Annotated in this window: 13 protein-coding genes; 4 read left to right on the top strand and 9 right to left on the bottom strand. The window is 35.8% G+C overall.

Annotated elements, in window-relative coordinates; translation table 11 throughout:
• Positions 1–92 precede the first annotated feature (92 nt).
• Positions 93–1,115: a type IX secretion system protein PorQ gene (porQ, locus tag ACQ5J2_RS13515; protein WP_432670986.1), complete on the top strand. Its 1,023-nt coding sequence runs from the start codon at positions 93–95 to the stop codon at positions 1,113–1,115.
• Between the two features lie 12 nt (positions 1,116–1,127).
• On the opposite strand, the gene ACQ5J2_RS13510 is transcribed toward porQ, so the two are convergent.
• The 6 genes from ACQ5J2_RS13510 to ACQ5J2_RS13485 form a co-directional block, all read right to left on the bottom strand.
• Complete coding sequence (locus tag ACQ5J2_RS13510) at positions 1,128–1,565, bottom strand: thioredoxin family protein (RefSeq protein ID WP_432670985.1); 438 nt, start codon at positions 1,563–1,565, stop codon at positions 1,128–1,130.
• Positions 1,566–1,921: 356 nt separating this feature from the next.
• The gene (locus ACQ5J2_RS13505; RefSeq protein WP_432670984.1) at positions 1,922–2,290 is read right to left on the bottom strand and encodes a DUF1801 domain-containing protein; all 369 of its coding nucleotides are present in this window, start codon (positions 2,288–2,290) and stop codon (positions 1,922–1,924) included.
• Positions 2,291–2,367: 77 nt separating this feature from the next.
• Positions 2,368–3,228, bottom strand: a complete 861-nt coding sequence (locus ACQ5J2_RS13500; RefSeq protein WP_432670983.1) for an alpha/beta hydrolase — start codon at positions 3,226–3,228, stop codon at positions 2,368–2,370.
• Between the two features lie 26 nt (positions 3,229–3,254).
• Positions 3,255–4,628, bottom strand: coding sequence for a PQQ-dependent sugar dehydrogenase (locus tag ACQ5J2_RS13495; protein WP_432670982.1), 1,374 nt, complete (start codon positions 4,626–4,628; stop codon positions 3,255–3,257).
• 230 nt (positions 4,629–4,858) lie between these two features.
• Positions 4,859–5,368: a hypothetical protein gene (locus ACQ5J2_RS13490; protein ID WP_432670981.1), complete on the bottom strand. Its 510-nt coding sequence runs from the start codon at positions 5,366–5,368 to the stop codon at positions 4,859–4,861.
• Between the two features lie 360 nt (positions 5,369–5,728).
• Positions 5,729–9,178: a beta strand repeat-containing protein gene (locus ACQ5J2_RS13485; RefSeq protein WP_432670980.1), complete on the bottom strand. Its 3,450-nt coding sequence runs from the start codon at positions 9,176–9,178 to the stop codon at positions 5,729–5,731.
• A gap of 144 nt (positions 9,179–9,322) precedes the next feature.
• On the opposite strand from ACQ5J2_RS13485, the gene cmk reads away from it, so the two are divergent.
• Complete coding sequence (gene cmk / locus ACQ5J2_RS13480) at positions 9,323–10,009, top strand: (d)CMP kinase (RefSeq protein ID WP_432670979.1); 687 nt, start codon at positions 9,323–9,325, stop codon at positions 10,007–10,009.
• A gap of 267 nt (positions 10,010–10,276) precedes the next feature.
• Here cmk and ACQ5J2_RS13475 read toward each other — a convergent pair whose 3' ends face one another.
• A complete protein-coding gene (locus ACQ5J2_RS13475; protein ID WP_432670978.1) occupies positions 10,277–10,657 on the bottom strand; it encodes a hypothetical protein in 381 nt (126 codons plus the stop codon).
• A gap of 198 nt (positions 10,658–10,855) precedes the next feature.
• Positions 10,856–11,203, bottom strand: a complete 348-nt coding sequence (locus tag ACQ5J2_RS13470) for a hypothetical protein (protein WP_432670977.1) — start codon at positions 11,201–11,203, stop codon at positions 10,856–10,858.
• A gap of 263 nt (positions 11,204–11,466) precedes the next feature.
• Here ACQ5J2_RS13470 and ACQ5J2_RS13465 point away from each other — a divergent pair, with 263 nt between their 5' ends.
• Positions 11,467–12,723, top strand: coding sequence for a nucleoside permease (locus ACQ5J2_RS13465; protein ID WP_432670976.1), 1,257 nt, complete (start codon positions 11,467–11,469; stop codon positions 12,721–12,723).
• A gap of 128 nt (positions 12,724–12,851) precedes the next feature.
• Positions 12,852–13,757 carry a mechanosensitive ion channel family protein gene (locus ACQ5J2_RS13460; RefSeq protein WP_432670975.1) on the top strand — a complete coding sequence of 302 codons (906 nt, stop codon included), beginning with the start codon at positions 12,852–12,854 and terminating at the stop codon, positions 13,755–13,757.
• A gap of 85 nt (positions 13,758–13,842) precedes the next feature.
• On the opposite strand, the gene ACQ5J2_RS13455 is transcribed toward ACQ5J2_RS13460, so the two are convergent.
• The gene (locus ACQ5J2_RS13455) at positions 13,843–14,109 is read right to left on the bottom strand and encodes a hypothetical protein (protein ID WP_432670974.1); all 267 of its coding nucleotides are present in this window, start codon (positions 14,107–14,109) and stop codon (positions 13,843–13,845) included.

Genomic DNA, 14,109 nt, shown 5'->3' with positions numbered 1-14,109 from the left:
AATTGAAAAAAGAAAGAAATAAACAAATCAAGTTAGCTCAAAAATAATATCTTCGCATTTCCGTTATACAATTGATAATCGAAACTTTTTAAATGTTCAAAAACCAGATTTTACTTCTATTCGTTTTCACAAGCACGATAACTTTCGCGCAAGTGGGAGGAAAGTCGGTTTATCAATTCCTTGATTTAATTACTTCTCCACGACAAGCGGCTTTGGGTGGAAAATTAATCACTATTTACGATTCTGATGTGAATCAAGCCTTATTTAATCCAGCAACGATTAATGATAAAATGCACAACCATTTATCATTAAATTACGGAAGCCTTTTTGGTGAAGTAACTTATGGTACTGCAGCTTATGCTTTTACATATGACCGTCATATTCAAACTTTTCACGCAGGTGTTAACTATGTGAATTACGGCACTTTTGAAGGTTATGATGAAAATGGATTAGAAACTACGAGTTTTACAGGAAGTGAAATCGCACTTTCATTTGGTTATGCTTATAATATTCCGTGGACTGATGTTTATGTGGGTGCGAATGCTAAGTTGATTTCGTCTACTTTGGAAAGCTACAATTCCTTTGGTGGTGCAGTCGATTTAGGTGCATTGTATGTGGATGAATATAATGAAATCAATATAGCACTTGCTGTACGAAATATTGGAACGCAATTTACTACTTATGCAGGTGAACGCGAACCACTACCTTTTGAAATTATTGCTGGAATCTCTCAAAAATTGGAACATGTACCTTTGAGATGGCACGTTACACTTGAAAATTTGCAGCAATGGGATGTTTCATTTTCTAATCCTGCACGAGCTGAAGGCAACATTGATGGTGGTTCGACACCTGAGAAAGTGGGTTTCTTTAATAATGCATTGCGTCACTTGATTGTGGGTGCCGAATTATTTCCGGAGAAAGCTTTTAACATTAGAATGGGGTATAATTTTCGACGTGGTGAGGAATTGAGTATTGAAGAGCAACGAAATTTTAGCGGAATATCTTTAGGATTCGGATTGCGGTTTAATAAAATCAAGTTTGATTATTCGTATTCACGCTATACTTTGGCGGCAAACACTAGTTTGTTTGGATTGACGATTAATTTTGGGGATTAAGAAATTTTAATTCTAGTAAGGAACAATTCTTCTACCAAAATTAATAAGAATATAAGGTTTTAAATAACCGGTTGTCTTGGTTTGTATCCTACCGTTATAATCAACAATTAGTAGAGTAGGGTAACTTTGAATTTGATAGTAAAGCATCAATTCGCGTCCTTCTTTTGTTTCGCCATCTACCAAAATATTTATGAAGTTTTTATTGTAATACGTGCCGACTTCATCGTCCTTAAATGATTTTTTTAATTTTTTGCATTGGCCACACCACTTGGCGTAGAAATCAATGAAGATGAATTTATTTTCTGCTTTTGCTTTTTCAAGCGCTTCCTCAAAAGTACCTTTAAAAAAAACAATTCCTTTATTTTTTACTGATTCCTCTTTATAGGTATTAAAACTTGTTAATGGAAAAGTGCAAATTATAACTAGTGTTAGTAGTGCTAATTTTTTCATTGTTAAACGGTGTTGTTTTATTTATGGAATTTTATTCAGTACTAATTCTATTCTAAAAGTAATCATTAGTAAATTACTTGACAATAAATAAAAGTTATAATTACGATTTCTATTAAAGTAATTATCCAGTATTTGTTTGTAATGTATTGTAAAACTTGGTCAACTATGATAATAAGTAAACTATAAACTAAAAAACCGCATGCAAAAATGAAATTCCACCCATTACTAGGTTCAGTTTTAGTAAAAAAATATATTCCTAGAATTATTGAAACAACAGCTGTAATATTTGCTATCGTGAAATAATAAAATTTTCTAATAATTTTATCAGGTTTTTTTTCGATATTCCACAAATGCACTTATTTATTCGTTTTAATAACACCATTTCTATATAAATCCAATGCTTTGTTTATCATGGTTTTGATATTTTCAAAAGGTAAATCTTCATTCGGATTCAGCAGCATAATCTTCATTCGAGCACGGTTTTCTTGAAGTAAAAACGGTTCGTCAAAACGGTTTCCTTCGACAAACGATATATAAGGTTGTTTGTGCTTTTTGTGAAACCATAAATAACAGAACATTTTTCCTTTGTAATAAAAAAAGGAACTTCCGTATTTCCATTCGTTGGTAATGTTTATGTCTTGCGCTAAAATTAAATCTCTCAATGCGAGGTAACAACTTCTAACGGGTTCTGACTGTTTTAAATAAAAGTTTTCTAGTTCATTCATGACAATAAAAAGAGGATGAGTACTAATTTTAGTGGAGAATTTATTACATTAAACCAACAACGATTAGATTTTTATGTTTATTCTTCGCTCTTGGGATATAAAATTCGCAGTGCATTGAAGATGGCCTGATGGGTCACTGTAGCATGGTCTTCTTCTGGTAAATAATCCAAATGAACTTTTACATTGTTGCTTTTTGTGCTTTTTAGTTTTTCAACTAATAAATTGGCATCAACTTCCATTACGTGGGGAATTGCAGTTGGTGCTAGTCCCTCTTTGCCAACTCCAACATAAATAGCAATCGGGCCTTTAAAATGGTCGTCATAAATTTCGGATTTTTCCTTTAATATAGAGCAGTTGTCCCACCATACACTTGGACTTATGATGATGTATTTGTTGAAAAGTTGTGGTTTTTTTATTAAAATTTCGGTTGCTAAAAGTCCGCCTGCTGATTGTCCGATAATCGTTTTTGAAGCATTCGTTTTAAATTTTTTTTCAATAAACGGTTGTAATTCGTTTTCAATGAAAGAAATGAATTTTGCTGATTCACCTGAAGTTGGATTTCTCTTTTTATCCTCAACAATCGTAGTTGGGAAGTAAAAATCTCTTTTTCTGTCGACATTTGCGATACCAACAACAATAGATTTCGGCACTCTATCAATCCACGGAAAATTATTGAATTGATACAGTCCCACGACGTGAATAAAATCTTCATCAGCTGAACCATCAAGTAAATACGTTACAGGATAAGTTATTGTGTCATTTGTACTATAACCGTCCGGTAAATAGATGTTTAGAATTCTTATTTCAGATAATACTTTTGAATGAATTTCTTCAACTATGCCTAAAACAAAAGGTTTACTCGTTTCGCTTTTGCTTTTTGATTGAGCATTTCCAATCGTCGTTAACAAAATTGAAATTAAAACTAGAGTATTTTTCATATTCTCTTTTTTAAATAATTTAGTAATTACTCCTTTACCAATTTTGAAACAAAATTACTTCCATCTACTCCAAAAACATTCACGATATAAATGCCTTTTGAAAGTGTAGCGACATCAATAGTTTGTAAATTACTGTTTAGATTTTCCTTCGATAAAACTAATTTACCTGCAACATCAAACAGTTCAATTTTAGTAATTTCAGTGCCTTTACTACTTTTTATAGTGAAAGTACTGTTGGTAGGATTTGGATAAATTGAAAATGCTTCTTTATCAAAAGATGTACCTGCTAGAGAAGTGTCTACTATTTTATAAATGATACTAGAATTAGTAATGTACAATTCTCCGTTCATGTCTTCGCCAAAGGAAGTGAAGTTATTGCTACTTGCCGTAAAATAGGGTGTATAAGTAATGGCACCTGTAGTAGTATTTGCGTAAGCAATTCGGTTTTCGCAGTAATCAGCAAAGAAATATTTGTTAGAAAAACTGGGATACAATGTTCCTGTATATTCGTAACCTCCCGTGATGGAACAGCCTTGAGCATGGGTATATTGTGCAAGCGGCATAGTCATCGTGGTTATTGCAGCACAACCGGAAGTGTTATAAGCAACAGTTCCTTCGTAACACCTCCAACCAAAATTTAAACCCACGGCCTGTGGACTGGCAATTTTATTGATTTCTTCGATATTATTTTGACCTACATCTGCAATCCATAAATCATCATTTAACCTATTGAATGAAAATTTCCACGGATTTCTGACTCCTATTGCCCAAATTTCATCATTGCCTGTAATTCCAAGATACGGATTTGAAGCAGGTGAACTGTAATAAGGAGCATTTTCTACATCTACATCAATACGCAACATTTTGCCGAGAAGTTCAGTTGTGTTTTGTGCTCTGTTACCTGGGTCACCGCCACTTCCTCCATCACCCATACCTATGTAAAGATAACCATCCGGTCCAAATTTTATAGTTCCTCCGTTATGATTAGAGTAGGGTTGAGGGATGGTCATTAAAATTGCTGCGGTAGTATTTGCTACATCGGGATTGGTTGTACTCACAGAATATCTTGCAATGACAGTACTTCCAGATGTATTGGTATAATTGACAAAGAAATAGCCGTTGGTGGCATAGTCGGGATGAAAAGCCAATCCTAGTAAACCTTTTTCGCTACCTGTCGAAACGAGTGTAGAAAGGTTAAGAAACGGAGTAGTGTTTTTAGTTCCATCTGAATTTAAAATTCGGATTAATCCTCCTTGTTGCACGACAAATAGCCGACTGTCATTTGCATGTGCAATTTCAACTGCACTTGAAAATCCAGTTGCAAATGATTGAATAGCGATAGTTTGTGAAAATGAAATAGAGGAAGTAAACGCTATAATAGTAAGTAGTAGTTTTTTCATATTTAGTAGTTTTATGGTAAACTTAGAAAAAAAAAAGTAATTTAAGGTAAAAAAAATCTTTAATGCAACTTAAGCAGTTTAATGATGTAGTTATAATTAAAAAAGTCCTATCAAAAAAAAACATTAAGTCTCAGTGAAGACTTAATGTTTTTGTAGATTAAAACTGAAATAGAACAGATACAGTTTTTTTATAACGATTTTTCATTAATCAAATTATTAAGTTTCTAGTTTTATTCCCAAATAGGGTCATTGAACTGTTCGTAACTCGTTATGGAACAACCTTCGATATTTTGTTTGTTTCCAAAAACAATATTCTCATCATTCAAGTAAGTTACAGTCATTACACCTTCACCTGTTTGATTTGAAATAGATATCTTTGTTTTAGAACTATTTGCCCATTCCCAACTTCCTACTAAGGTTTGAGACCCACTAAATGATGTTCTTTGATAGTAATTTCCATCAGGGAAAAAGGCAAAATATCCTTGATTTTCATATTCAGTATCCCAACCACATTCTTCCTCATTTGAAGAAAAGATTGAAGAAACTACATGAGTCCACCATTTTTGTGAACCTTCGTCATCACTAAAACCGGTCAGGGTTTCGTTTCTTAATTCAACCGAAACTATTTCTCCACTAGGTACTCCACTTAATGTTGAGTCGCCACCGTCATCACTTGAGCAAGCAATAAAAGCGGAGGATACAAATAATAGTAAACAAATGTTTTTTACAAATTTTTTCATGATACCTAGATTTTAAGATTAATTGTGTTGAAACAAAGCAATGAAAATTAAAAGTTTAAACACAATTTTTGTCCTGAATGACACAAAAGTTAGCACGAATGACACGAAAGAGATGCGAAAAATGTATAAATATTTAATTTTTAATGGATAATTCGTTATTACAATTGTCTAAAAGTCGGTTGTAATTGTTTATTCTAATCAAAATTAATAGAAGTTGCTTCTCTAATCGCTTTTTGTAAACGCTTCGTTTTGTACTTTAATAGTATACCAATTGTCACCGAACGTATTCGCAATAATACTAAAACAAAAAAGCCTTTACAGTCAAGTAAAGGCCCTTTATGCTTTCATAGCAATTTGAAATTATCTTCCTATAATCAATTTATGTGTTTCTGAAAATGACTCAGATACCAATTGAATTACATAAACACCAGAAGCTAAATTATCTAATCGTACCTCAGTACTAATCGTTGTCGTATTGAATTGTTTCACCACTTTACCAGAACCCAATTCGTAGATTTTTCCGCTTACTTGTCCACTAAAGTTAGCATCTAAAGTAATATTCAATAAACCGTTTGTTGCTGGATTTGGATAAATAGCAGCTACTTTTCCTGCAAATACAGCATTGCTTAACACAGCTTGTGCTTCAAAAGAACCAATATCTCTTCGTCCATCAAAAACGGTATTGTTTATTTGGTCGTTGAACATATCAGTTGGAGCTCCGAAATTATAAGCGGGACTGTTTGATAATAAAGCATGTGTAAACGTTGTTCCACCATTATTTGCTAAAGTTCCTAATAAAGGATTCATTCCTTCAATGTCTGTAGCAGTTGCTGGAAAAGCATTTGTTGCATCAACACCTATTAAGTTATATCCGTTTGAAACAAATCCAGTAGTAGAAGTAAATACATCCATTCCTACTGCCGAAGTATTTGTAGCAACAATAGTGTTTTTTAGAGTTGGAGTAGAAGAAGCATCATTTGCAATTCCACCACCGTTTGCTGTTGCGGTATTGTTTGCAATAGTTACTGCATTCAAATCCAACATTGCATTGTTGTAAATGGCACCACCATCATTTAAGGAAGTATTTCCAGAAATTGTAGACAACATTACGTTAACCGTACCTGTTTTTACGTGAATCGCTCCACCATTTCCTAAAGCTCCATCAACCATATTGTTTGATAAAGTCGAATTATTCACATTCAAAGTTCCGCCGTTATTAAATAAAGCACCACCACCTTGAGTGATTGCTGCACCACCTGCTGAATTTCCGTCTAAAGTTACATTCGTAACCGTCATTGTCGAACCTGTTTGATTCCACAATCCGCCACCTTCGCGTCCAGCGTCATTGTTAGAAACCGTTCCGCCTGAAATCATAGTCGTTGTAATTCCTGAAACATGAATCGCTCCACCGTTTCCTGGATTCGCTGTTCCTGCACTTCCATCTACATCATTATTAGTAAGGTCTGAATTGGTAATGGTCAATGTTCCGTTAATTACTTCAATTGCACCACCTGCACGATTTGCTGCATTTCCGTCAAAAGTAGCATTCATAATGGTAATTGCTCCAGTAGTACTCAATAATCCACCACCTGAACCCGAAGTTCCAGTCGCATTATTATCAGTAACCATTACAGTATCTAATATAAGTGTACCGCCATTGTTGAAAATTCCTGCACCACCATCATCAGCTCCATTTCCTGCAGCAGTATTTCCGTCAATTTCTGTGTCCGTTACACTCATAATTCCTGTTCCATTCCATAGTCCACCACCTTCTAGTGATGCAGTGTTTCCGTTAACTGTTCCACCAGAAATAGTCACATTTCCAGCACCTGTAATATGCAATCCACCACCATTTCCTGGAGGTCCGGTCACACTGTTATTGTCTAAATTTACATTTGTCAAAAGAATAGTACTTGTTCCAGAGTTATCTTCAATTCCTCCTCCAGCTCTTACTGCTGTATTTCCAGTAATTGAAGTTCCAGAAATAGACAGTTGAGAACCTACATCATTCAAAATTCCACCACCTGAACCCGCCGTTCCATTTGCAATGTTGTTACTGATTGTTGCATTAGAAATAGTTACAGTTCCTGCATTCAAATTATAAATTCCACCACCACCATTGGTTGCATCAACTCCTGATGCTGTATTGGCATCAATTGTAGTTCCATTAATAGTCATAATTCCTGTTCCGTTCCATAAACCACCACCTTCAGAAGCTGCTGTATTCATGTTGACCATACCATTTGTAATATTGATGGTTGCGTTTCCACTTGCGTGAAGTCCACCACCGCTTCCGGGAGCTGCAACTGCAGGAGCTACTCCCGCGTTATTTCCTGTTAAGGTTGCCATCATCAAATTTACTGTCGAACCTGCTTGAGTTTCAATTCCTCCACCAGCTCTGTTCGCTCTGTTTCCTGAAATAGTTGAATTATTCACTGTTAATGTCGAACCTGCATCATTCAAAATTCCACCACCTGAACCCGAAGTTCCATCGGCAATGTTGTTACTGATTATAGTACCATTTTGAATTAAAAGTGTTCCACCATTCAAGTTATAAATTCCACCACCACCATTGTCAAGTGCTGCACCAGAAGCAGTGTTTCCGTCAATAGTTGTTCCGCTAATGGTCATCATTCCTGACCCATTCCATAAACCTCCACCTTCAGCACCTGCGGTATTGTTATTCACTGTTCCACCAGAAATCATAATCGTTCCGGGTCCTGTCATATGCAATCCACCACCATTTCCAGGAGATGAAAACACAGTGTTTCCGTTTAATGTTACACCTGTTAGGTTTATAAAGGAAGTTCCCATTGTTGCATTTCCTTCAATTCCTCCTCCAGCACGATTTGCTGTATTTCCAGTAATTGCCGAATTTGTAACAGTTACCGTTGCACCAACATCATTCAAAATTCCACCACCAGAACCAGCAGCTCCTGTAGCAGAATTATTTGTAATTGCAGCATTCATAATAATTAATGTACCATTATTTAAGTTGTAGATTCCTCCACCACCATTATCTGCAGCAACTCCTGCAGCTGTATTTCCGTCAATAGTTGTTCCATTAACGGTCATCGTTCCAGTACCGTTCCATAATCCACCACCTTCAGCTGCTGCTGTATTCATGTTTACCAAACCGTTAGTAATACTTACCGTAGCGTTTCCTGTAACGTGAAGTGCTCCACCATTTCCAGGTGCAGCAGTTGCCGGAGCCACTCCAGCATTATTATTTAATAAGTTTACATTAGTAAGCATCGTTGTAGTTCCTGCCACAACTTCAATAGCCCCACCTGCACGATTGGCTCTATTTCCTGAAAAAGTAGAAAGAGTAGCAGTCAATGAAGCATCAGCACCCACAAGTATAGCACCACCACTACCACTAGTTCCATTGGCAACACTGTTGGTTACTGATGAATTATTGATAGTCAAGTTGGCACCCACTACTTGAATCGCTCCACCATTATCGGCAAGACCATTCGTTAAAATTAAATCGTTCAGAAATACTGAACCAGAAGTAATATCAAAAATTCTTCCGTTGGCATTTGCATCAATCGTAGTTGTTGAAATTAAATTTCCTGTAATAACCAGCGATTTGTCAATAGTAATTGCTCCAGAAGTAAGTACAATATTCGTTATACCAAGTCCAAAAGTAATTGTTCCACCTGTAGGAGCGGTGGCTATCTGATTTCTTAACGTTCCTGCTGAGCCGTCGTCAGCATTACTTGTTACAATTTGTCCAAAGGACGTCGAGAATACTAAAAGTAATGCCGTTCGAGCAATAAAATTTAGAAAAGTAATTTTTGATTTCATTCGTGTAGTTTTTTATGGTTACTATTTTATCTACGATTAAAATCAATTCGTGGTTTTATTATTTAAAAAAATTCCAACAACCAATCTACTTTTATTTAATATTAGATTGTGTATTTTTGCTCCAATAATCAAGATTCACCAAAAATGAAAAAAATAATCATCGCCATTGACGGCTTTTCATCTACAGGAAAAAGTACTATTGCCAAACAGCTTGCCAAGCAATTGGGCTATGTTTACGTAGACACAGGTGCTATGTATCGTGCTGTCGCACTTTTTTCGATGGAAAATGGTTATATTAATAAAGAATCTTTTGATGTTCAAACATTGATTAATGCGTTACCAAATATTCGATTGAAATTTCAATACAACGAAGAGTTGGGTTTTGCCGAAATGTTTTTGAACGATGAAAATGTTGAAAATCAAATTCGAACCCTCGAAGTTTCCCAGTACGTAAGTCGGATTGCAGAAATATCAGAAGTTCGTGCCAAACTAGTAGAGCAACAGCAAAAAATGGGGCAGGAGCGAGGCATTGTTATGGACGGTCGTGACATAGGTACCGTAGTTTTTCCCGATGCCGAAGTAAAGATTTTTATGAATTCAAGTGCCGAAACCCGTGCCCAAAGACGTTTTGAAGAATTGACAGCCAAGAACCAAGATGTTACTTATGAAGCTGTTTTAAAAAACGTGCAAGAACGCGATTATATTGATTCGCACAGGGAAGATTCTCCTTTAGTCATTGCAAAAGGTGCTATTGAAATTGATAACTCTACGTTGAATAAAGAGGAACAGTTTGAGCAAGTTATGGAATTGGTAAGAAAGTCGATGGAATAAGATTTACCTCGAGGCAATTGCACAAATACGAAGTACATCACGAAAACCAAATTTTAAATAGTATCTTGAATACAGTTCTATTTTAGGCACAACCATTCTCTTAGAACGCTTGAAGAAAAGAGGGCACTTAATCTTCCTGAAATTCACTCAAACAACTTATCGATAACTCCATAAGTGTTAACGGCATGTAATCGGTTCCGTTCAACACAGGATTCATTGTTCGGCTTCCAGCCGCAACGATATCCTAGCTGTTAGCTGCTGTTTTTTTTAATCTATTATCCATGCAAGTTGAGAACTGAACATAGCTAAAATGTTCAATAAGCATAAAATTAAACCAAATATCACGGCTTTTCTTTTCCTTTTAAAGTTTGATAAAAAACTACAAACCAATATAAATATCCATACATATACTCCAAACCACATTGGATAAAGCATTATTATCACAACTTTTCTATCAAAACCATTAAATGATACAATTTCTTTGTCTCCATAAAATGGAATATGTCCTAATACTGAGTAACCTTTAATTACAAAGAAACTAAAGATTAAAATTGATAGTAACATAGTAAGCTCTATAAATACAAGAACTGAATTAAATGTTGCATTGATTCGGCTCTTTTTAGTCAATTCTATATTTTGAGTTTCCATATTAAGATTTCTTTTCTAGCAATTGTTCTGTGAAAATAGCAGCCAACTAGTAAATATACGCAAGTTTATACAACCTTTACGTCATTTTCAATCCCAAATATACAAATAATCGCTACAAGAAATAAAACCTCTGCCAACATTTTCGAGAAGAGAAGTAGTAGTAAGTGCATACTGTAGTTATAGGCATTGCACTTTTCATTAGGTTCTCAATTCCAGTAAACCTGTCCTTCGTATTTTGAGACGCGTTTTTAGGGTTCCGTTGTCCTTCTCGCAAGTTCCGTTGCTTGTTCCGCAAGTTCCGGTACATGTTCCCCGAGTTCCGGTACATGTTCCGCAAGTTCCGGAACACGCTCCGAGAGTTCCGTTACATGTTCCACAAGTTCCGGAACACGTTCCGAGAGTTCCGTTACATGTTCCGCAAGTTCCGTTACATGTTCCGAGAGTTCCGTTACACGTTCCGCAAGTTCCGGAACACGTTCCGAGAGTCCCCAAACACAATAAAAACGAATTACTTACCAACGGATGAGGTAGTATTGAATTGCCCACTTAAAAAGAGGAGTACCTTTTTTACATAATTTATAATTCTTTAATTGGATTAGCACCATATTAGGGTGAAGGTCCTTCTTTAATTATTGCCAAAGGTGCGGTTGAAATCGATACTTCTACTTAAAATAAACAGGAACAGTTTAAGCAAGTTAGAGATTTAGTAACAAACTCATCGAAATAACATTTACATCACATTGTCATATTAAATATTTAATAGTAGATTTACGGGCTGTTTATTTAGCAAAATTTTAATATACGATTAGATGGGAATAAAATTCAGGTTGACTTTAATGAGCTTTTTTCAATTTTTTGTTTGGGGAGCTTGGCTGATTACTATTGCAAATTACTGGTTCGGAACTAAACAATGGGGAGGTGCCGAATTTGGCGCTATCTTTTCTACATTAGGTTTGTCTTCCATCTTTATGCCGGCTCTAACCGGAATCATCGCTGACAGATGGATGAATGCCGAGAAACTCTACGGAATTTTACACATCTTAGGCGGTATCGCGTTGGCTTTCTTGCCACAAGTCAACGATTCCACTACATTTTTCTGGGTGATGTTCGTTGCAATGGTGTTCTATATGCCAACCATTTCGTTATCCAATTCAATCGCTTACAATATACTAAAAAACAGTGCTTACGATGTTATTAAAGTATTCCCACCCATTCGAGTTTGGGGAACTGTAGGTTTTATCGTAGCCATGTGGATGACTAATTTATCAGGAAACAAAGCTTCCGAAAATCAGTTCTATATCGCTGCCGTTGCAGCAGTTGCCTTAGGATTATACTCATTTACACTACCTAAATGTCCGCCTTTACGTCTAACTAAAAAAGACGAGTCTTGGACGGAATCATTAGGTTTAGATGCTTTCAAATTATTTGCCGACTATAAAATGGCGTTGTTCTTCATCTTCTCCATGTTTTTAGGAGGTGCATTGCAACTAACTAACATGTATGGAGATGTATATCTTTCTGATTTTGAAAAAATACCAGAATATGCTGATTCATTTGTAGTCGAATATTCAACGATTATCATGTCTATTTCTCAAATCTCAGAAACCTTATTCATCTTAGCGATTCCATTTTTCTTAAAACGATTTGGTATCAAAATGGTGATGTTGTTCAGTTTACTGGCTTGGGTTTTGCGTTTCGGATTCTTCGCTTATGGTGACCCACACGAAGGTTTATGGATGATTATTGCGTCTTGTATCGTTTACGGAATGGCGTTTGATTTCTTCAATATCTCAGGCTCGTTGTTTATCGAAACAACTACCGATTCTAAGATTCGTTCTTCAGCTCAAGGATTGTTTATGATGATGACCAATGGTTTTGGAGCTGTCCTTGGAAGCTTTATCAGCGGATACGCGATTGCAAACTATTTTACTGCCGCAGATGGAATGAAAGATTGGCACAACATCTGGCTTTCCTTTGCTATATATGCGTTGGTAATTGCCGTAGCTTTTGCCATTTTCTTCAAGCACAAACACAATCCCAAGGAGGTCGAAAATGTCATGCATTAATTATAAAACCCGATTTAATCATCGGGTTTTTTGTTGTTTTTAGCTCAAGTAAAGCAATTTGTTGGGGATTCTTTTATATCTTTAAAGAACAAAATAGCTATACGCTTATTTATAAATGACTTTACTTTATGGACAAACAAATCATAGAAATACTGAATGACCCAACTGTTGGTAAAATTGTAACGTTGATTATAGGGACACTTATAATTTGGCTCATTATAAAATTTATCCAGAAGAAGTTTATTCTCAAAATAGACGACAACCAAAACCGTTACCGTGCAGGTAAAATAGGAAGTTTTGCGGGATACATTCTTACTTTTATACTAATTCTAATTATTTTCAGCAGCAAGTTAAGTGGTATTTCAACGGCTTTAGGTGTTGCAGGTGCTGGAGTTGCTTTTGCTCTGCAAGAAGTCATTGCCTCATTTGCAGGGTGGCTCGCTATCATGTTTGGTGGCTTTTTTAGAACCGGCGACCGGGTTCAACTAGGAGGAATCAAAGGAGATGTAATGGATATTGGCGTCCTTCGAACAACGATTATGGAAACTGGTCAATGGGTTGATGGCGATTTATATAACGGTAGAATCGTCATGATTGCCAATAGTTATGTCTTTAAAGAACCTGTATTTAATTATTCTGGTGATTTTCCCTTTCTATGGGACGAAATTAAAATCCCCATTCAATACGGTAGTGATTATGATTTGGCAACTGCAATCTTAAATGAAATAGGTAGCGAAGTATTGGGTGAATTACCTGTAAACTCAAAAACGGATTGGCATCACTTGCAGCAAACCTATCGCCTAGAAGATGCTCAAACCGAACCAATGGTTTCTGTTATTGCAAACGATAATTGGGTAGAATTTACCTTAAGATATGTAGTTCCATTTAAAAGACGTCGTGCTACAAAAACTGCTTTGTTTATGTCTGTTTTAAAAAGAATGGAAGCAACCAACGGAGCTATTAAATTCGCTTCTGCGACGTTCCAATTAGTAGACTCTCCAGATTTTAAAGTCAATATTAAGAAGGAAGTGTAGTAAAATCACAAAGCCAAACTACGAGTAGCATTTAAATAAAAAAACCGAAGCACTATTTACTGTAGCTTCGGTTTTTTATGTGCATTTACTTTTTAATTTCAATTGAACCTTTTCCGTCTTTCACATTAATGTCGGTTTTCTTAGTACCGTCTTTAGTGGAAACTTCTACGCCATCACTTCCAACACTAATGGAAGTTCCGTCACTTTCTTCTGCCTTAGTAGGAGGTGGTGGCGGTGGTGCAACTATAACTTGAGGTTCTGGTGCTGGAGGCGGAGGTGGTGGAGTGTCTTTTTTACAAGAAACTAATGCCACTAAAGCCAACATGTTGAAGGCTAAAACAATTTTTTTCAT

This window comes from Flavobacterium sp. SM2513, assembly GCF_050908145.1.
Classification (GTDB): Bacteria; Bacteroidota; Bacteroidia; order Flavobacteriales; family Flavobacteriaceae; genus Flavobacterium.
The sequence above is the reverse complement of the archived record's forward strand: the minus strand, read 5'-3'. Positions and strand labels throughout refer to the sequence as shown.

What these genes read in the sequence shown, in the direction of transcription:
- cmk (WP_432670979.1), top strand. Translation starts at nt 9,323, where the DNA reads ATGAAAAAAATAATCATCGCCATTGACGGCTTTTCATCTACAGGAAAA.
- ACQ5J2_RS13505 (WP_432670984.1), bottom strand. Translation starts at nt 2,290, where the DNA reads ATGAATGAACTAGAAAACTTTTATTTAAAACAGTCAGAACCCGTTAGA.
- ACQ5J2_RS13460 (WP_432670975.1), top strand. Translation starts at nt 12,852, where the DNA reads ATGGACAAACAAATCATAGAAATACTGAATGACCCAACTGTTGGTAAA.
- porQ (WP_432670986.1), top strand. Translation starts at nt 93, where the DNA reads ATGTTCAAAAACCAGATTTTACTTCTATTCGTTTTCACAAGCACGATA.
- ACQ5J2_RS13475 (WP_432670978.1), bottom strand. Translation starts at nt 10,657, where the DNA reads ATGGAAACTCAAAATATAGAATTGACTAAAAAGAGCCGAATCAATGCA.
- ACQ5J2_RS13485 (WP_432670980.1), bottom strand. Translation starts at nt 9,178, where the DNA reads ATGAAATCAAAAATTACTTTTCTAAATTTTATTGCTCGAACGGCATTA.
- ACQ5J2_RS13495 (WP_432670982.1), bottom strand. Translation starts at nt 4,628, where the DNA reads ATGAAAAAACTACTACTTACTATTATAGCGTTTACTTCCTCTATTTCA.
- ACQ5J2_RS13490 (WP_432670981.1), bottom strand. Translation starts at nt 5,368, where the DNA reads ATGAAAAAATTTGTAAAAAACATTTGTTTACTATTATTTGTATCCTCC.
- ACQ5J2_RS13465 (WP_432670976.1), top strand. Translation starts at nt 11,467, where the DNA reads ATGGGAATAAAATTCAGGTTGACTTTAATGAGCTTTTTTCAATTTTTT.
- ACQ5J2_RS13510 (WP_432670985.1), bottom strand. Translation starts at nt 1,565, where the DNA reads ATGAAAAAATTAGCACTACTAACACTAGTTATAATTTGCACTTTTCCA.
- ACQ5J2_RS13500 (WP_432670983.1), bottom strand. Translation starts at nt 3,228, where the DNA reads ATGAAAAATACTCTAGTTTTAATTTCAATTTTGTTAACGACGATTGGA.
- ACQ5J2_RS13455 (WP_432670974.1), bottom strand. Translation starts at nt 14,109, where the DNA reads ATGAAAAAAATTGTTTTAGCCTTCAACATGTTGGCTTTAGTGGCATTA.